Consider the following 19,059-nt stretch of genomic DNA (forward strand, 5'->3'; position numbering starts at 1 on the left):
GCGCGCCCGGAGGGCCAGGGCGGCGTACACGCACAGCGCGTAGAGCAGGGCGAGCGAGGACCAGGCGAGCGAGGTGAAGAGGACGTCCTCGGCGAGCGACCGGGACAGCCCCTCGTCCACCAGGTCGCTCAGGCACACCGCCATCACCACGGGCACGACGCCGGGCATCGTGGCCGGCCACAGCCTCCACAGCAGTCCGAGACCGGCCATCCCGCTCTTCCCCCCATGATCCGTTCGTCGCTGGAATGTAAGCGGTCCGACCAGCGGGAACCACAGCCGTGACGCAGTCGTGATCGCGGTCGGCGCGATGAGGGGGGGCGTTGTCTATTGACGCCCCGTTCGTCCTGGGCTTACGTTCCTCCCACCGCAATAGGAAACTTTCCTAACAGTGATCTACGGCGGTCGTCGATCAAGACTGGACGGCGTCCCCGGCTCACTGAAAAGCTGGGCGGCCGGAAAGGCAGGTGTGGACCCCATGGCAGGAACCGCCGGTACGCCGGGCACCCCGCGCGTCCTGCGCGCCATGAACGACCGCGCCGCCCTGGACCTGCTGCTGGAGCACGGCCCGCTGTCGCGGACCCGGATCGGCAAGCTCACCGGCCTGTCCAAGCCCACCGCCTCCCAGCTGCTGGCCCGCCTGGAGGCGGCCGGACTGGTCCGGCTCACCGGCACCAGCGAGGGCCGGCCGGGCCCCAACGCCCAGCTGTACGCGGTCGAGCCGACCGCCGCCCACGCCGCCGGCCTCGACGTCACCCCGCACCGCATCCGCGCCGCGGTCGCCGACATCACCGGCCGAACCGTCGGCGAGTACGCACTGCCCACCCCCGGACGGCGCCCGGCCCGGTCCGTGGTCCAGCAGGTCACCGACGCCCTCGACGGCGCCGTCAAGTCCGCCGGACTCGCCCGGTCCGACGTGCACCGGCTGGTCATCGGCACCCCCGGCGCCTTCGACCCCACCACCGGGCGGCTGCGCTACGCCTCCCACCTGCCCGGCTGGCACTCCCCCGCGCTGCTCGACGAGCTCGCGGCGGCGCTGCCGATGCCGGTCGAGTACGAGAACGACGTCAACCTCGTCGCCCTCGCCGAACAGCGGCTCGGTGCGGCCCGCGGCCACGCGGACTTCGTGCTGTTGTGGAACGAGGAGGGACTGGGCGCGGCCCTGGTCCTCGGCGGCCGGCTGCACCGCGGCTGGACCGGCGGCGCCGGCGAGGTCGGCTTCCTGCCGGTGCCGGGGGCCCCGCTGGTCCGGCAGGTCACCAAGGCCAACAGCGGCGGCTACCAGGAACTGGCCGGCTCCCAGGCCGTGCCGGCACTGGCCCGGGAACTCGGCATCACCGACGTGCCGGCGGGGCCGCACGCCGAGGCCGCCGCCGCGCTCGTCGCCCGCGCCGCCGATCACGCGAGCGGCCCGTACCAGGAACTGCTGCGTACCTACGCCACCCGGCTGGCCACCGGTCTGGCCTCGCTCGTCTCCGTACTCGACCCCGAACTCGTCGTCCTGAGCGGCTCCGCCCTGACGGCCGGCGGCGAGGTGCTGCGCGGCCTCGTCCAGGCCGAGCTGGAGGAGCTGGCCGCGGCCCGGCCCCGGCTGGTCGTCGGCGACGTCCGTGAACACCCCGTGCTGCGCGGCGCGCTGGAGTCCGCGCTCGCCACCACCCGCGACGAGGTCTTCGACACCTCGCGCTGAGCGTCCCCTCCCTTCCCACACCCGTCCCCGGGAGACCTCGCCATGCCCACAGCCCTACCCGAAGCCGTCCGGAAAGCGGCTTTTGCCGTGACCGCCTCCGCCGTGCTCCTCACCGCCGCGTGTACCGGCCAGTCCGGCTCGGGCGCCACCGACGACCCGTCGAAGGACACGACGATCACCTTCTGGCACGCCTGGAGCGCGCCGAACGAGGTGAAGGCCGTCAGGTCGCTGATCGCCGGCTTCGAGCACGCCCACCCCAACATCCACGTGAACGTCGTCGGCAACATGACCGACGACAAGATCAACCAGGCGCTGCGCGCCGGCGGCGGGAAGGCCCCGGACGTGATCTCGTCGTTCACCACCAACAACGTGGGCAAGTTCTGCTCGTCGGGCGCCCTGGTGGATCTGAACCCGTTCTTCGAGAAGTCCGGGATCGACCCGGAGAAGACGTTCCCGAAGCCGATGAACGAGTACACCCGGTTCGACGGCGACCGCTGCACGGTGCCGCTGCTCGGCGACGCCTACGGGCTGTACTACAACAGGACGGCGTTCCGGAAGTCGGGCATCGCCCGTCCGCCGCGGACCTGGTCCGAGTTCGCCGCCGACGCGAAGAAACTGACCGTCCGCCGCGGCGAGGGGTACCAGCAGCTCGGGTTCATGCCGAATTACCACGGCTGGGAGTCCACCACCGAGCACTACCTCGGCCAGTTCTCACCGACGTACTTCGACAAGGACGGCAAGTCGAACCTCGCGAAGGACCCCGCCTTCGAGAAGGGTTTCACACTCCAGAAGAAGCTCGTCGACGAACTCGGCGGATTCCGGCGGCTGGAGAGGTTCCGGGCCACGCTGGGCGACGAGTGGGGCCCCCGGCACCCCTTCCACACCGGCCAGGTCGCCATGCAGCTCGACGGCGAGTGGCGGCTCGGCATGGTCGAGCAGGCCGAGCCGGACTTCGAGGTCGGGGTGGCCCCGCTGCCGGTCCCGGACGACCAGGCCGCCCAGTACGGCAAGGGCTACATCACCGGCACCGTCGCGGGCATCGCCGCCACCAGCCACAAGCAGAACGCGGCCTGGGAACTGGTGAAGTACATGACCACGGACACGGACGCGGTGGTCGGCTTCGCCAACGACATCCACAACGTGCCCTCCACGTTCGCCGCGCTGAAGTCCCCGAAGCTGAAGTACGACCCGCGGTTCAAGACCTTCCTGGACATAGCGGCGAACCCGCACTCCACCACCACACCGGCCTCGGTCAACGGCGGCGTGTACCTGGTGACGATCCAGCAGTTCGGCTACGACTACGAGAGCGGCAAGGTCACCGATCTGCGGGCCGGGCTGAGGAAGACGGCCGCCCAGATCGACACGGACATCGCGCAGGCCCGGTGATGAGCACCGTCACCCTCGCCTCGAAGCGCCGGCGCTCGGCCCTGCGCACGCTCGCCTTCATGTCGCCGTGGCTCATCGGTTTCGCGGTCTTCTTCGCCTACCCGCTGCTGTCCACGGTCTACTTCTCCTTCATGCACTACGACGGGTTCCGGCCGCCGTACTGGACGGGCGGGAAGAACTGGTCGTACGTCTTCGAGCACTACCCGCTGTTCTGGCCCGCCCTGCGCAACACGCTGTGGCTGGTGGTGGTGCTGGTGAGCCTGCGGGTGGTCTTCGGGCTCGGTGTCGGCCTGCTCATCACGAAGATCAAGACGGCGACGGGTGTCTTCCGCACCCTGTTCTACCTGCCGTACCTGGCCCCGCCGGTCGCGGCGACCATGGCCTTCGCCTTCCTGCTCAACCCCGGCACCGGCCCGGTGAACTCGCTCCTGGAGAAGACCGGGCTGCCGGCGCCGGGCTGGTTCTCCGACCCCGCCTGGTCCAAGCCCGCGCTGACCCTGCTGGCCCTGTGGGGCGTCGGCGACCTGATGGTCGTCTTCATGGCCGCGCTGCTCGACGTGCCGGCCGAGCAGTACGAGGCGGCGGAGCTGGACGGCGCCTCGGCCTGGCAGCGGTTCCGGTACGTGACGCTGCCGCACATCTCCCCGATCGTGATGTTCGCCGTCGTCACCGGCGTCATCCAGACCATGCAGTACTACACCCAGCCGCTGATCGCCGGGAAGGTCGCCTCCGGCGTGATCCAGGGCGCCGGCACCCAGTTCGAGCCCGGCTACCCCGACAAGTCCACGCTCACCCTCCCCCAGCTCGTCTACAACCTCGGCTTCCAGCGCTTCGACTACGGCTCGGCGTGCGTGGTCGCACTCGTGCTGTTCGCCCTGTCGATGGCGTTCACCGCGCTGCTGATGCGGCGCCGGGGCGGCCTGATCCAGGCAGGTGACTGACCATGACCCAGGTACTGGACCACCCCGTGGAGCTGGCCCCGCCGGTCCCCGGAACCCTGCGCGCCGCCCGCCGCAGGGCGCTGCTGGAGTGGATCGCCGTCCACGCGCTCGGCGTCGCCGCCGCGCTGTTCTTCACGCTGCCGTTCGTGTTCGTGCTCCTCACCTCGCTGATGAGTGACAGCCAGGCCCTCGGCCGGGACCTGGTTCCGCACACCTGGGAGTGGGGCAACTACCGGAAGGTGTTCGACACGCCCGGCTTCCTCACCTGGTGGCGCAACACGCTGGTCTACGCCGGGCTCGGCACCCTGCTGACCGTGGTGTCCTCCGTCCCCGTGGCGTACGCGCTTGCCAAGTTCCGCTTCCGGGGCCGCAACCTGTCGCTCATGCTGGTGATCTCGATGATGATGCTGCCCCCGCAGGTCGTCGTCATCCCGATGTACCTCTTCTGGGCGAAACAGCTGGACCTGTCCGGCACGCTGTGGCCGCTGATCGTGCCGATGGCGTTCGGGGACGCGTTCTCCGTCTTCCTGCTGCGCCAGTTCCTGATGACGATCCCGGACGAGTACCTGGACGCGGCGAAGGTCGACGGCTGCGGTGACCTGCGGACCCTGCTGCGGGTCGTGCTGCCGATGGCCAGGCCGGGCATCGCGGCCGTGGCCCTCTTCCAGTTCTTCTACGCCTGGAACGACTACTTCGGCCCGCAGATCTACGCGTCCGAGAACCCCGGTGCCTGGACCCTGTCCTACGGCCTGGAGTCCTTCAAGGGCGCCCACCACACCGACTGGAACCTCACCATGGCCGCCACCGTGCTGGTCATGGCCCCCGTGATCCTCGTGTTCTTCTTCGCCCAGAAGGCGTTCGTCGAGGGCGTCACCCTCACCGGAGTAAAGGGTTGATCTGACTGTGAAACTCACCGTGGTCGGCGGCGGCTCGACCTACACGCCCGAACTTGTCGACGGCTTCGCCCGCCTGCGCGACACCCTGCCCGTCGAGGAACTCGTCCTGGTCGACCCGGCCGCCGACCGCCTGGAGCCGGTCGGCGGCCTGGCCCGCCGGATCTTCGCCCGGCAGGGCCACCCCGGCCGGATCGTCACCACCTCCGACCTGGACGCGGGCGTCGACGGCGCCGACGCCGTCCTGCTCCAGCTGCGCGTCGGCGGCCAGGCGGCCCGGGAACAGGACGAGACCTGGCCGCTGGAGTGCGGCTGCATCGGCCAGGAGACCACCGGCGCCGGCGGGCTGGCCAAGGCCCTGCGCACGGTCCCGGTGGTCCTGGACATCGCCGAGCGGGTCCGCCGTACCAACCCGCGCGCGTGGATCATCGACTTCACCAACCCGGTCGGCATCGTCACCCGCGCCCTGCTCCGGGCCGGGCACCGGGCGGTCGGCCTGTGCAACGTGGCGATCGGCTTCCAGCGCAAGTTCGCCGCCCTGCTGGGCACGGCACCGGCGGACGTGCACCTGGGGCACGTGGGCCTGAACCACCTCACCTGGGAGACGGGGGTGCGCCTGGGCGGTCCGGAGGGCGAGGACGTCCTGCCGAAGCTCCTGACGGAACACGGCCAGGCGATCGCCGACGACGTCCGCCTCCCGCGCCCGCTGCTGGACCGGCTCGGCGTGGTCCCGTCCTATTACCTGCGCTACTACTACGCGCACGACGAGGTCGTGCGGGAGCTGCGCACCAAACCCTCCCGCGCCTCCGAGGTGGCCGCCATGGAGCGTGAGCTGCTCGCGATGTACGGCGACCCGGCCCTGGACGAGAAGCCGGCCCTGCTGGCCAGGCGCGGCGGCGCCTTCTACTCGGAGGCGGCCGTGGACCTGGCGGCGGCCCTGCTGGGCGGAGCCGGCAGCCCCTACCAGGTGGTGAACACGCTCAACCGGGGCACGCTGCCGTTCCTGCCCGACGACGCGGTGGTCGAGGTGCAGGCGGCGGTCGGGCCGGCCGGCCCGGTCCCGCTGCCGGTCCCGGCCCTGGACCCGCTGTTCACCGGCCTGGTCGCGAACGTGACGGCCTATGAGGACCTGGCCCTGGACGCCGCCCTGCGCGGCGGCCGGGACCGCGTCTTCCGCGCCCTGCTGGCCCACCCGCTGATCGGCCAGTACGCCTACGCCGACGCCCTCACCGACCAGCTGGTCGCGCACAACCGGGAGCACCTGGCGTGGGCCTGACCGCACCCGGCCCGCCGACGGTCCTCGCCGTCGACGCGGGCAACAGCAAGACCGACGTGGCCGTGGTCACCGCCGCCGGCGAGGTGCTGGCCACGGCCCGCGGCGGCGGCTTCCGGCCGCCCGCCGTGGGCGTGGCGGCGGCGCTGGACGCGCTGGCGGAACCGGTGGCGCGGGCGTTCGCGGACGCCGGGGTCACCGCGGTCACCCATGTCTCGGCCTGCCTGGCCAACGCCGATCTGCCGGTGGAGGAGCAGCGGTTGGCGGCCGCGCTGCACGCGCGCGCGTGGGGCGCGTCCGTGGCGGTGCGCAACGACACCTTCGCGGTCCTGCGCGCGGGGGTCGCCGAGCCGCGCGGGGTGGCGGTGGTGTGCGGCGCGGGCATCAACTGCGTGGGCATGCGCCCCGACGGCCGCACCGCCCGCTTCCCCGCCATCGGCCGGATCTCCGGGGACTGGGGCGGCGGCTGGGGCCTGGCGGAGGAGGCCCTGTGGCACGCGGCCCGCGCGGAGGACGGGCGCGGCGGACCGACCGCGCTGGCCCGCACCCTGCCCGCGCACTTCGGTCTGCCGAGCATGTACGCCCTCATCGAGGCCCTGCACCTGGAGCACGTCGACCACCACCGCCGGCACGAGCTGACCCCGGTGCTCTTCGCCACGGCGGCGGACGGCGACCCGGTGGCCCGCGCGCTCGTCACCCGGCTCGCGGAGGAGGTCACGGTGCTGGCCACGGTCGCGCTGACCCGCCTGGACCTGCTGGAGGAGCAGACCCCGGTGCTGCTCGGCGGCAGTGTCCTCACCGCCGGCCACCCCCAGCTGGACGACGCGATCCGCGAGCTGCTGTCCGCGCGCGCCCCGAAGGCCGACGTCCGCGTGGTCACGGCGCCCCCGGTGCTGGGCGCGGCGCTGCTGGGCCTGGACCGGCTGGGGGCGGGGGCCGGGGCGTGGGAGCGGGCGCGGCGCCACTGGGAGGGGGGCCGGTCCTGAGTCGTCCCGGGGACGGAGCAGGGCAACAATGTGACCAGAGGGGCGGACCCGAACCCGGGAGGCGTCATGAGCACATCAGCAGAGCCGAGGGTGTCCGGTCTGGAGGTCCGGTCCATCGACTACGTCCCGCTGGACGAGCGGCACGGCAAGCTCTGGCACCTGGGTCCGCTGTGGTTCATGTCCAACGCGCAGATCGCGACCCTGGCCGTCGGGCTGGTCAGCATCACCCAGGGCGGCAACCTCGTCTGGTCACTGCTGGCCATCGTCTCCGGCACGGTGATCGGCACCTTCTTCATGGCCTTCCACTCCGCCCAGGGGCCCCAGCTCGGGCTGCCGCAGATGATCCAGTCCCGGCCCCAGTTCGGCTACGTCGGCGCGCTGCTGGTGTGGCTCTTCGCCTACGTGCAGTACGCCGGGTTCAACGTCTTCAACAGCATCCTCGCCGCCGACTCCCTGCACGCCACGCTGCACGGCGGCGTCAAGCTGTGGGTCGTCGTGGTGACCGTCGTCGCGCTCGTCATCGCGCTGGTGGGCTACGACATCATCCACAAGGCCGAGCGGATCCTGACGTACGCCTTCCTGGTGATCTTCGGCGTCTTCACCGTGGGCGTCCTGGTCACCCTGCACTACCCGCCGGGCTCCTTCGACCTCGGCGCCTTCAAGTGGACGCCGTTCCTCGCGCAGTTCGGCGTGGTCGCGGGCTACCAGATCAGCTGGGCCATCTACGTCTCCGACTACTCCCGCTACCTCCCCCCGGACGTCACCGTCCGCAAGACGTTCTACTGGACGTACTTCGGCTCCGCGCTGGGCGGCATCTGGCTGATGGTGCTCGGGGCGCTGCTGGCGGCCTGGGCGGGCCCGGCCACCTTCGAGACCATCCCGGCGATCAACTCCGCGGGCGACAAGGTGTTCACCGGGGTCGGCGCCGTCGTCCTGCTGTTCTCGGCCCTCGGACTGGTCTCGGTGACCGCGCTGAACATGTACGGCGGGTCGCTCACGCTCATCAGCGCCATCGACTCCTTCAAGCGGGTCCGGCCGACGCTCGCCGTACGGCTGGTCACCCTCGGCCTCACCGCGGCGCTCTCCCTGGTCGGCGCGCTGGCCGCCACGTCGAACTTCCTGGCGAACTTCGAGAACTTCCTGCTGCTGGTGCTCTACCTGTTCATCCCGTGGACCGCGGTCAACCTCATGGACTACTACGTGGTGCGCCGCGGGCACTACGCCATCGCCGAGATCTTCAACCCGCACGGCATCTACGGCCGCTGGGGCTGGCACGGCATCATCGCCTACCTCGTCGGCTTCGCCGCCATGGTGCCGTTCTTCTCCGTCGGCACCCTGTGGGCCGGCCCCGCCGCGAAGGCGCTGGGCGGCGCCGACATCTCCCTCTTCGTCGGCCTGCCCGTCAGCGCCCTGCTGTACTGGGCGCTGACCCGCTCGATCGACGTCGAGGCGGAGACGCGGCTGGCGACCGCGGAGGCGGAGGCCCTGGAGCGGGCGGCCCACGAACACCGCGAGCCGTGAGACCCGTGCAGGGAACCGATCCGCCGTCACCGGCGTGTTCCTGTACAGGGGGTGGTGCGTCCGCGGGCGCGCGCCCTCGGGCACACTGCGATCCGATCAAGATCGAGTGAAGGCCGGTGCGCGGTGCCGGTGCGGGCGGTGATACTGGGCGGCGAACGATGACCATGGGGGAGGTCGAGTGACACACCCGCCGAAGAGCAGCACGGCGCCACCGCCGGCCGGGGCGGCCGGCGCGGCCGCCGCCCCCGGCATTCCCGCCCAGCCCGGACCCCCCGTCCACCCCGCGACCCCCGTCCTCCCTGCGCCCTCCGGCGCGGGGGTGCCGCCCGCGCGCCGGACCGCCTTCGCCGAGGGGGTCGAGCGGCTGCGGGCCGCCGCGACGACCGAGCCGGGGCGGCTGCGGATCATCGGTGCCGTGCTGGCGGTGCTGGTCGTCGCGTTCGGCGCGGTCACCGCCTGGCAGACCAGCGAGCGCTCGGCCGCCGCCGACGACGTGCTGCACCGCAGCCAGCCGCTCAGTTCCGGCGCGGCCGGCATCTACCGGTCGCTGGCCGACGCCAACACCGCCGCCTCCAGCGGCTTCCTGGCGGGCGGCCAGGAGAACGCGGCGTCCCGGCAGCGGTACGAGAAGGACATCCGCACCGCCGCCGGCGGCCTCGTCACCGCCGCCGCCAACGCCGAGCCCGGCTCGGCCTCCGAGGCGACCATAGCCCGGCTGAACCGGCTGCTGCCCGAGTACAAGGGCCTGATCGAGCGGGCCCGGACGTACAACCGGCAGGGCTACCCGGTCGGCGGCGCCTACCTGCGGTACGCCAACGAGAAGATGCAGAAGGAGATGCTCCCGGCCGCGGAGGACCTCTACACCACGGAGAACCGGCGGCTGGACGCCGACTACGCGGACGCGACGCCGTACCCGTGGGCGGCGATCGCGCTCGGGCTGCTCGCGCTGGCCGCGCTGGGCTGGGCCCAGCACCGCATGTACCGGCGCACCAACCGGGTCCTCAACCACGGCCTGGTCGCCGCCACCGCCGCGGCCACCGTCGCCCTGCTCTGGCTGGTCGTCGGCCACGCGGTCGCCCGGTCCGGCCTGGACGGCTCCTACGCGCACGGGATCCGCTCGCTGAACGTGCTGCACGACGCCCGCATCGCCTCCCTGAAGGCGCGCGGGAACGAGAACCTGAGCCTGGTGGCGCGCGGCGCGGAGACCATCACGGTGGACGGCAAGCCGTACGACGCCTACTACTACGACTTCGACAAGGACATGGGCGTGCTCGGCAAGGGCCTGACCGAGGCGGCACGGCTCGCCGACGACCAGGGGGGCACCGCACCGGTCCGGGCGGCCGAGGGCAGCATGGCGGTGTGGAAGCAGCGCCACGCCGCCGCCCGGGACGAGGACGAGAACGGCAACTACCAGCAGGCGCTGGACAAGGTGATCGGCGCGAAGGGCGCGACCGGCGAGTGCTTCGACAGCGTCGACCGCAGCCTCGCCCGCGCCATCGACCACGAGCAGGCCGAGTTCCAGCAGGCGGCCGGCGACGGGCGGGACGCCATGGCCGGGCTGCCGGCGGGCGCCGCCGTCCTGGCGGTGCTGGCCGCGGCCGGTGCCGTCGCCGGCATCGGCCGCCGACTTTCGGAGTACCGGTGACAAGGGGCGGAGCGATGTACGTGAGGCGTGCACGGGCCTCCCTGCGGGGCTGGGGCGGGGTCGCCGCCATGGCGGTGCTGTGCGCGCTGGCACTGGCGTTCGTGCTGCTGCTGCCGTGCACCCAGCGGGCGCCGCAGGAGCCCGCCCGGGCCGGGCAGGGATCCGCCACCGGCGTCCAGGCCCGCGCCGACGGGTGCGTGGACGCCGAGGCGCACCGGCAGACGCTCGCCCCGTCCGGCGCCGACGGCCCGACGATCGAGGCCATCAAGGCCCGTACGGGCGCCAAGCGCAAGCTGGTCGTGGGCGTCGACCAGAACAGCTACCGCTGGGGCTACCGCAACCCCAACACCGAGGGCGCCCGGCTGGAGGGCTTCGACATCGACCTCGTCCACCGCATCGCCGCGGACATCCTCGGCGACCCGGACGCGGTGCAGTTCAAGGCGATACCGACCAGCCAGCGCATCCCGGCGATCGAGGACGGGCGCGTCGACATGGTCGTGCGCACCATGACGATCACCTGTGACCGGCTCCGCCAGGTCGCGTTCTCCGCGCCCTACTTCAAGACCGGACAGCAGGTCCTCGCGCCCAAGTCGTCCCCGGTCACGGGCTACGACGGCTCACTGGCGCACAAGAAGGTGTGCACGGCGGCCGGTTCGACCGCGTACGCGAAGCTGGCCGCCGACCGGAAGGACGGCCGGCTGCCCGCCACCACGGACATCTCCGCCACCGTCCCCAACCAGCTGGACTGCCTGGTGCGGCTGCAACTCGGCGAGGCGGACGCGGTGGTGACCGACGGCGCCCTCGCCGCGAGCCAGGCCGCCCAGGACCCGACCGTCGAACTCAAGGGCAAGGCGTTCACGACCGAGTACTACGGAGTGGCGATGAAGAAGGACGCGGACGACCTGGTGCGCCGGGTCAACCGCGTCCTGGTGGACTACCGCGCCCATGGCTGGCAGACGTCGTACGACGACTGGCTGTCGGCGACACTGGGCGAGGACGCGTCCGCGTCCGAGCCGCCCGCGCCCCAGTACCTGCGCGGCAGTTGAGCCGCACCGACCGGAACACACAGCGAGCGAAAGGTGATCGATGGGCGTCACGGACCCCGCCGGGCCGATGATGGACCGGGACGAGGTGGACCGTGCGCTGGCGCGGCTCGGCCAGGAGCACGAGGCGATCGAGACCTCCCTGCTGGCCCTGCAGGACCACGCGGGCCGCAGACTCCTGGAGGGCGCGGAACTGACCGGCGTCACCAAGGAGCGCTGGCAGTCCACGGAGGCGCAGATCACCCGGCTGTGGGCGTACTTCGACGCCTACACGGCCGCGCTGCGCGGCGCCCGGGAGATCCGCGCCCGGCGCCGCTGGTCCAGCCGGGAGGACCTCGCGGAGCTGACCGGGATGCTGCGCGGCGCGTGCGTGACCGTCCCCGGCGGCGGCAACGGCAGGCTGAGCGAGACGTTCTCGCTGTCCGCGCTGGTGGACCGGATGAACGAGCTGTACGCGACGAGCCTGGACATGATCGTCGCCGCCGACGCGGTCTGGTCGGCGCTGCCCGCGCGGATCGATCTGCTCGCCGCGGAGCTCCAGCGCACCCGGGGACTGGCCCACTCGGTCGGGGTACGCCCCGGCGAGCACCCGGCCGGCGACGACCTGGAACGGATCACCCGCACCCTGACCCGGCTGCGCGCGGAGGTCGTCTCCGACCCGCTCGCGTTCTGGGTGCCGGCCGAGGGCAGTTCCGCGCCCGGCGGCGGACGCCCGGACACGACGGTGTACGACCGTGAGGCGCGCGCCCTGGAGGACGTACGCCGTGAGATCGACGCCGTGCTGACGGTGCGCCAGGACGCGGAGGCCCGGCTGATCCGGCTGCGGGACGTGCTCTCGCGCGCGGACCGCACCCTCGCCGAGGCCCGTGCCGCCCGCGGCGAGGTGCTCGCGAAGATCGCGGCGACGGAGGTGCCGGTGGTGAGCGGGCCGCCGACCGCGCTGCAGGAGCAGCTGGCGGCCGCCGCCGAGTACCGCAGGCAGGCCCAGTGGCACCGGCTCTCGCCGCTGCTGGAGTCGCTGGAGGAGAAGGCGGAGGACGAACTGCTGCGCGCCCGCGAGTCGCTGACCGCGGTCACCGCGCCGCTCGCGGTCCGCGCCGAGCTGCGCGGCCGGCTGGACGCCTACCGGGCGAAGGTCGCCCGGCACGGGCTGGCGGAGGACCCGCTGCTGGTCGAGCGGTACGACGCGGCCCGCCGCATGCTGTGGAGCGCGCCCTGCGACCTGCGCGTGGCGGAACAGGCCGTGCTGCGCTACCAGCGGGCGGCGGCCGAACTGCTCGGCGGTGCGAGCGCGCCGGAGGACGGCCAGCGGGACCACAGGGGGGACGGGTCATGAGTCAGCCGGGACAGACCTGCCAGCGGCCGGGCTGCGCGGGAGCCTACGAGGACGTCGGCGGCGGCGAGCTGTACTGCGACACGTGCGGGCTCGCGCCCGTGGTGTCGGCCACGGGCGCCTCCTCGGGGACGGGCATGGTGGGCTCGCCGCCCACCGGGGTCGCCCGGGCGGCGGCCGACAGCGGCAGCGCGCGCAGCTCCCGGACGTCCTCGCAGTCGTCGAAGTCGCGCCGCTCGGTCTCGGGGCGGCTGTCGCGGTCGCTGTCGGGCGCGTCCACCGGCCGCTCGGTGTCGGTGCGCAGCTCCGGCTCCTCCTCCGGCACCTCGCGCGGGCGGCTGGGCGCCGGCCTGGTCTCCGTGCCGCAGGTGCCGCGGCCCGACCCGCGCGCGATGGTGCTGGACAACCCGGAGGTGCCCGAGCGGAAGCGATTCTGCTCGCGGTCGGACTGCGGGGCGCCGGTCGGCCGGTCCCGGGGCGAGCGGCCGGGCCGCACGGAGGGGTTCTGCACCAAGTGCGGGCACCCGTATTCCTTCGTGCCCAAGCTGAAGGCCGGGGACATCGTGCACGGCCAGTACGAGGTCGCGGGCTGCCTCGCGCACGGCGGGCTCGGCTGGATCTACCTCGCCGTGGACCGGGCCGTCTCCGACCGCTGGGTGGTGCTCAAGGGCCTGCTGGACACCGGCGACCAGGACGCGATGGCCGCGGCGATCTCCGAGCGGCGCTTCCTCGCGGAGATCGAGCACGCCAACATCGTGCGGATCTACAACTTCGTGGAACACCTGGACCAGCGCACCGGCTCCCTCGACGGATACATCGTCATGGAGTACGTCGGCGGCAAGTCCCTCAAGGAGATCGCCAACGCCCGCCGCGCACCCGACGGCCGCCGCGATCCGCTGCCGGTGGAGCAGGCGTGCGCGTACGGCATCGAGGCGCTGGAGGCGCTCGGCCACCTGCACAGCCGGAACCTGCTGTACTGCGACTTCAAGGTCGACAACGCCATCCAGACCGAGGACCAGCTCAAGCTGATCGACATGGGCGCGGTCCGCCGGATGGACGACGACGAGTCGGCGATCTACGGCACGGTCGGCTACCAGGCGCCCGAGGTCGCCGAGGCCGGGCCGTCGGTGGCCAGCGACCTGTACACGGTGGGCCGTACGCTCGCCGTACTGGCCTTCGACTTCCAGGGCTACACCAACGTCTACGCCGATTCCCTGCCCGACCCCGACGGCATCGAGGTCTTCCGCCGGTACGAATCCTTCTACCGGCTCCTGGTCCGCGCCACCGACCCCGACCCGGCCCGCCGGTTCGCCTCCGCGCAGGAGATGGCGGAGCAGCTGACGGGCGTGCTGCGGGAGGTGGTCGCCCTGCAGACCGGGCGGCCCCGGCCCGCCCTGTCGACGCTGTTCGGGCCCGAGCTGAAGGTCACCGACACCGAGCTGTTCCCCCGGCCGGACGGGGACGTCTCCCGGCTGGGCGCCCGCCCGGTGCGCAAGGCGGAAACCGCCGCCCCCGCTCCCCCGCCGGCCCTGGTCGCCCCCGTCGACACCCCGGCCGCCGCGCTCGCCCTGCCGGTGCCGCTGGTCGACCCGGCCGACCCGAACGCCGGTTTCCTGGCGGGCCTTCTCGCCTCCGCGCCGGCCGAGCTGATGACCGCGCTGGCCGCGGCGCCCGCGCGGACCGTGGAGACCCGGCTCCGGCAGATCCGCGCCCGGCTGGAGAACGGCGACCACCAGGGCGCGGCGACGAGCCTCGCCGAACTGGACGAGGAACGGCCCGACGACTGGCGGGTGGTGTGGTACCGGGGCGTGGCCGCCCTGGTCACCGGCGACTTCGAGGGTGCCGCGCTCGCCTTCGACGCGGTCTACGACGCCTTCCCGGGCGAGGCCGCGCCGAAGCTGGCGCTGGGCCTGTGCGCGGAGGTGCTGGGCCAGCTGGACAACGCGGCCGAGTACTACCGCCTGGTGTGGACGACCGACCCGAGCTTCGTCAGCGCCGCCTTCGGGCTGGCCCGGGTGCAGCTCGCGGCCGGCGACCGGGGCGGGGCCGTACGGACGCTGGAGTCGGTGCCGGAGTCGTCCATCCACTACACGGCCGCCCGGGTCGCCGCCGTCCGGGCCCGGATCGCCCGGCGCACGGCGGACACGGGTGACGTACCGTTCCTGGACGACCTGACGGCCGCCGCCGGTCAGGTCGAGGCACTCCAGGCCTACGGCCTGGACCCGGCACGGCGCGAGCGGTTGTCGGCGGAAGTGCTCGGCTGCGCGCTGGACTGGATACTCTCCGGGGGTCAGGGCACCGGGCCGGCCGTCGGAGGCCGGGTGCTCCTGGGCAGCGGTCTGGACGAGCGGGGACTCCGCTTCGGCCTGGAGCGCGCCTACCGCACGCTGGCCCGGCTGGCGACCGGCGGCGAGGAGAGGATCGAGCTGGTGGAACGGGCCAACCGTTACCGCCCCCGGACGTGGGTGTAGTCGATGTCGCAGATGCCCCAGCAGGCCGCACTGCCGAAGTGCCCGAGCTGCGCGGAGCCCGTGGAACCGGGCGACCTGTACTGCGGAGCGTGCGGGTACGACCTTTCGGTGGTCCCCGCCGCGCCGCAGGACCAGGACCAGCAGGACCACCCGACGCTCACCATGACCGGCTCCGGCGCGCCCGGCGACGGCACGGGCGGGCCCGGGGACGACGCCGGGCAGGCCGGTGGTTCCGGGGTGCGGTTCGACCGGCCGGCCGAGCCCGACGAGTACCCGCTGCAGGCACCGGACCCGCGGCTGGCCGCCGGCGGCGCCGCCCCGGCCGATCCGGCGCAGGTCTGTGTGGCCTGCCGGGCGGGCCGGGTGGACGGCGACGGCTACTGCGAGAACTGCGGGCACGCCCAGCCCCGCGAACGCGACCACGTCGAGCGGGAGTCGGGCCCGGTCGCGGCCGTCAGCGACCGCGGGCTGCGCCACCACCGCAACGAGGACGCCTTCGCCGTCGGACACACCACGCTGCCCGACGGCACCCCGGCTGCGGTCGCGATCGTCTGCGACGGCGTGTCCTCCGCGACCCGCCCGGACGACGCCTCCCTGGCCGCCTCCCAGGTGGCCGGCGACCTGCTGCTGGCCGCGCTGCCCCGTGGCACCCACCCGCAGCAGGCGATGCACGAGGCGATCGTCGCCGCCGCCCAGGCCGTCAACGCGCTCGCCGAGGAGCCCGCCACGGCCCGCGAGCACGCCCCGCACCAGAACGCCCCGGCGTGCACGATCGTCGGCGCGGTGGTCACCTCCGGGCTGCTGGTGGTCGGCTGGGTCGGCGACAGCCGGGCCTACTGGGTGCCCACCGACCGCGGCGCACCGCCCGCCCGGCTGACCGAGGACGACTCCTGGGCCGCGCAGATGGTCGCCGCCGGCCTGATGAGCGAGGCCGAGGCGTACGCCGACGAGCGCGCCCACGCCATCACCGGCTGGCTCGGCGCGGACGCCTACGAACTGGAGCCGCACACCGCCTCGTTCAAGCCGGACCGGCCGGGCGCGGTGGTGGTGTGCACCGACGGGCTGTGGAACTACGCGGAGACGGCGGAGGAGATGTCCGAGGTCGTCCCGGCGGACGCGGCGGCCCGCCCGCTGCACGGCGCCCGGGTACTGGTCGGGCACGCACTGGACGGCGGGGGCCACGACAACGTAACAGTGGCGGTCCTGCCGTTCCCGGCGCCGCCGCAGGGGGCAGGATCGGCCTGAGGGCCGTATCCGACGGGGGAACGGCACGGGGAAGCCGGGGCGGACCGGAGGGGACCGGTCCGTTCACAGCCATCGCCCCGCGCGGGCGGGGTGTCGAGGGGGATGCGATCAGACATGGCCAATTTCGCGAAGTCGAACGTGCCGCAGTTCTCGGTGGACGTCTACCAGAACGAGTACCTGCCCGAGGGCGGCAGCGAGGTCAACGCCATCGTCACGGTGAGTGCCACCGGCGGCGGCACCATCGGCGGCACGGTCTCCGCGTCCGGGTACCCGCCGGGGCGGCGGCCCTCCGCCGCGGTGGCGGTCATGGTCGACTGCTCGGGCTCCATGGACTATCCGCCGGCGAAGATGCGGGGCGCCCGGGACGCCACGGCCGCCGCGATCGACACCCTGCGCGACGGCACCTCCTTCGCGGTGATCGCCGGCACGCACGTGGCCACCGAGGTCTACCCGGGCGGCGGACGGCTCGCGGTTGCCGACGCCACCACCCGGGAGCAGGCCAAACAGGCACTGCGCCGGCTGAGCGCGGGCGGCGGTACGGCCATCGGCACCTGGCTGCGGCTCGCCGACCGGCTGCTGTCCTCGGCGGACGTCGCCGTCCGGCACGGCATCCTGCTCACCGACGGCCGCAACGAGCACGAGGCACCGGAGGACCTGCGGGCCGCGCTGGACGCCTGCGCCGGGCGGTTCACCTGTGACGCGCGGGGCGTGGGCACCGACTGGGAAGTGAAAGAAGTCACAGGGATCGCCTCGGCGCTGCTCGGTACGGCCGACATCGTCGCCGACCCGGCGGGCCTGGCCGCCGACTTCACCCGGATGATGGAGACGGCGATGGGCAAGGAGGTCGCCGACGTCGCCCTGCGGGTGTGGACCCCGGTCGGCACGACCATCCGGTTCGTCAAGCAAGTCGCGCCCGCCATGGAGGACTTGACCTCCCGCCGCACCGAGGCCGGGCCGCGCGCCGGGGACTACCCGACCGGGTCCTGGGGCGACGAGTCCCGCGACTACCACCTGTGCGTGACGGTACCGCCGGCCGGACTGGGCCAGGAGATGCTCGCCGCGCGGGTGTCGCTGGTGGTCCCACAACCGGACGGAGGGGCACAAAATCTCGGCGCCCAGGGGCTGGTGCGGGCCGTGTGGACCGACGACATGACCGCCTCCACCTCGATCAGCCCCCAGGTCGCCCACTACACGGGGCAGGCAGAACTGGCGCAAGCCATCCAGAAGGGCCTGGACCTTCGCAAAGCGGGCGATTTCGACGGAGCAACGGCCAAACTGGGGCGGGCCGTTCAGCTCGCCGACGCCTCGGGGAACGCGGATACTGCGAAACTGCTTGCGAAGGTGGTGGACGTGGTCGACGCCGCGACAGGTACTGTGCGGTTGAAGACGAGGGTCGCAGAGGCTGACGAGATGACTCTGGAGACCCGGTCCACCAAGACTGTTCGTGTGAAGAAGTGACCCTCGCAAGCGTAGGAGAAGGGGAAGCACCGACATGCCGACCTGCCCGAACGGACACCAGTCGGGTTCCGACGACTGGTGCGAGGTCTGCGGTCACCGCATGGCCGGTGCCGTACCTCCGCCCCCTCCGCCGCCCCCTGCCGCCGGCGGCTACGGCTTCCCGCCGCCCGCGGGTGCCGGCGGCCGGCCCGGAGCGGCCGCGAACCCCGAGCCGGAGCTGTGCCCGCAGTGCCGTACGCCCCGCGAGGGCGGCGCGCCCTTCTGCGAGGAGTGCCGGTGGAACTTCCTGACGAACACGGCGACCTCCTACACCCCGGCCGCCCCGCGCCCGACGCAGCCGCGCTTCCAGCCGCCGAGCGCGACCTACGGCGGCGGTGACGGGTACGAGTACCACGGCTCGCGGCCCTCGCAGGTGAACCGGCCCGCCGAGCCCATCCCGTCCCTGCACAGCGAGCCGTCGGGCCCGACGCCGTTCGGCGGCGACCGGGCCCCGTCCGGCCCGCCGACCTCCCCCGGCCCCTCCGGCCCGCCGCCCTTCGGCACCGGCAACCAGCGCCCGTCGGGCCCCCCGCCCTTCGGCACCGGCCCGGGCACGGCACCGGGCCGCCGTCCCGGCGACCCGTCGGACCCGTCCGGCTTCGGCAACGCCCCGGCACCGGGCCAGGGCGGCCCCTCCGGCTTCGGCGCCGGCCCTGGTCAGGGTCAGCGTCAGGGGCAGGGGCAGGGCCCCGGCGGCCCGTCCGGCTTCGGCGGCGGACCGGGCCAGGACCAGGGGCAGGTCCCCGGCCGTCCCTCCGGGTTCGGCGGCGGTCCCGGTCAGGGCCAGGGTCAGGGCCCGGGTCCCGACGGTCCCCCCCGCTTCGGTGGCGGACCCGGGCAGGGTCCCGGATCCGGCGGCCCGTCCGGCTCCTCCGGCTTCGGCGGCGGTCCGGGGCACAGCCAGGGGCAGGGCCCCGGCGGTCCCTCCGGCTTCGGCGGCGGACCCGGGCAGGGCCAGGGGCAGGGTCCCGGCAACCCGTCCGGCCCGTCCGGTTTCGGCGGCGGACCCGGTCAGGGCCAGGGCCAGGGCCCGGGATCCCGCGGCCCGTCCGGTCCCTCCGGCTTCGGCGGCGGACCCGGGCAGGGACCGGGCGCCGGTGGCCCCTCGGGGTTCGGCGGCAACCAGGGCCAAGGGCCG

14 protein-coding genes and 1 pseudogene are annotated in these 19,059 nt (G+C 73.4%); 14 read left to right on the forward strand and 1 reads right to left on the reverse strand.

Annotated elements, in window-relative coordinates:
- Positions 1-210 (reverse strand): annotated as a pseudogene (locus tag IE312_RS43060) (hypothetical protein); the annotation flags it as partial.
- Between the two features lie 265 nt (positions 211-475).
- On the opposite strand from IE312_RS43060, the gene IE312_RS33875 reads away from it, so the two are divergent.
- The 14 genes from IE312_RS33875 to IE312_RS33940 all read left to right on the forward strand — a co-directional run.
- Positions 476-1,687, forward strand: a complete 1,212-nt coding sequence (locus IE312_RS33875) for an ROK family transcriptional regulator (protein ID WP_189986059.1) — start codon at positions 476-478, stop codon at positions 1,685-1,687.
- Positions 1,688-1,729: 42 nt separating this feature from the next.
- Entirely contained in the window at positions 1,730-3,073 is a 1,344-nt protein-coding gene (locus tag IE312_RS33880; protein ID WP_189986060.1) for an ABC transporter substrate-binding protein, read from the forward strand.
- Positions 3,073-4,014: a carbohydrate ABC transporter permease gene (locus tag IE312_RS33885; protein WP_189986061.1), complete on the forward strand. Its 942-nt coding sequence runs from the start codon at positions 3,073-3,075 to the stop codon at positions 4,012-4,014. Before IE312_RS33880 ends, IE312_RS33885 begins: the two co-directional genes overlap by 1 nt.
- A 2-nt stretch (positions 4,015-4,016) precedes the next feature.
- The gene (locus tag IE312_RS33890; protein ID WP_189986062.1) at positions 4,017-4,910 is read left to right on the forward strand and encodes a carbohydrate ABC transporter permease; all 894 of its coding nucleotides are present in this window, start codon (positions 4,017-4,019) and stop codon (positions 4,908-4,910) included.
- A 7-nt stretch (positions 4,911-4,917) separates the two neighbouring features.
- The gene (locus IE312_RS33895; protein ID WP_189986063.1) at positions 4,918-6,183 is read left to right on the forward strand and encodes a 6-phospho-beta-glucosidase; all 1,266 of its coding nucleotides are present in this window, start codon (positions 4,918-4,920) and stop codon (positions 6,181-6,183) included.
- Positions 6,174-7,166 carry an N-acetylglucosamine kinase gene (locus tag IE312_RS33900; protein WP_189986064.1) on the forward strand — a complete coding sequence of 331 codons (993 nt, stop codon included), beginning with the start codon at positions 6,174-6,176 and terminating at the stop codon, positions 7,164-7,166. The genes IE312_RS33895 and IE312_RS33900 overlap by 10 nt, the downstream gene beginning before the upstream one ends.
- 66 nt (positions 7,167-7,232) lie before the next feature.
- The gene (locus tag IE312_RS33905) at positions 7,233-8,687 is read left to right on the forward strand and encodes a purine-cytosine permease family protein (protein WP_189986065.1); all 1,455 of its coding nucleotides are present in this window, start codon (positions 7,233-7,235) and stop codon (positions 8,685-8,687) included.
- Positions 8,688-8,865: 178 nt separating this feature from the next.
- On the forward strand, positions 8,866-10,332 hold the full coding sequence (locus IE312_RS33910; protein WP_370467656.1) for a GlnX family signal transduction membrane protein: 1,467 nt from the start codon (positions 8,866-8,868) through the stop codon (positions 10,330-10,332).
- Positions 10,333-10,346: 14 nt separating this feature from the next.
- Positions 10,347-11,378 (forward strand): glutamate ABC transporter substrate-binding protein, encoded by a 1,032-nt coding sequence (locus IE312_RS33915; protein ID WP_189986066.1) that lies wholly within the window; start codon positions 10,347-10,349, stop codon positions 11,376-11,378.
- A gap of 40 nt (positions 11,379-11,418) precedes the next feature.
- Complete coding sequence (locus IE312_RS33920; RefSeq protein ID WP_189986067.1) at positions 11,419-12,711, forward strand: coiled-coil domain-containing protein; 1,293 nt, start codon at positions 11,419-11,421, stop codon at positions 12,709-12,711.
- The gene (locus tag IE312_RS33925) at positions 12,708-15,179 is read left to right on the forward strand and encodes a serine/threonine-protein kinase (RefSeq protein WP_189986068.1); all 2,472 of its coding nucleotides are present in this window, start codon (positions 12,708-12,710) and stop codon (positions 15,177-15,179) included. The genes IE312_RS33920 and IE312_RS33925 overlap by 4 nt, the downstream gene beginning before the upstream one ends.
- A 3-nt stretch (positions 15,180-15,182) precedes the next feature.
- Entirely contained in the window at positions 15,183-16,424 is a 1,242-nt protein-coding gene (locus IE312_RS33930; RefSeq protein WP_189986069.1) for a PP2C family protein-serine/threonine phosphatase, read from the forward strand.
- Between the two features lie 114 nt (positions 16,425-16,538).
- The gene (locus tag IE312_RS33935; RefSeq protein ID WP_189986070.1) at positions 16,539-17,882 is read left to right on the forward strand and encodes a vWA domain-containing protein; all 1,344 of its coding nucleotides are present in this window, start codon (positions 16,539-16,541) and stop codon (positions 17,880-17,882) included.
- A 34-nt stretch (positions 17,883-17,916) separates the two neighbouring features.
- A partial coding sequence (locus tag IE312_RS33940; RefSeq protein WP_189986071.1) for a phosphopeptide-binding protein occupies positions 17,917-19,059 on the forward strand: 1,143 nt, incomplete at its 3' end.

Origin of the sequence: Streptomyces capoamus (assembly GCF_014654935.1) — a bacterium.
GTDB classification, from domain to species: domain Bacteria; phylum Actinomycetota; class Actinomycetes; order Streptomycetales; family Streptomycetaceae; genus Streptomyces; species Streptomyces capoamus.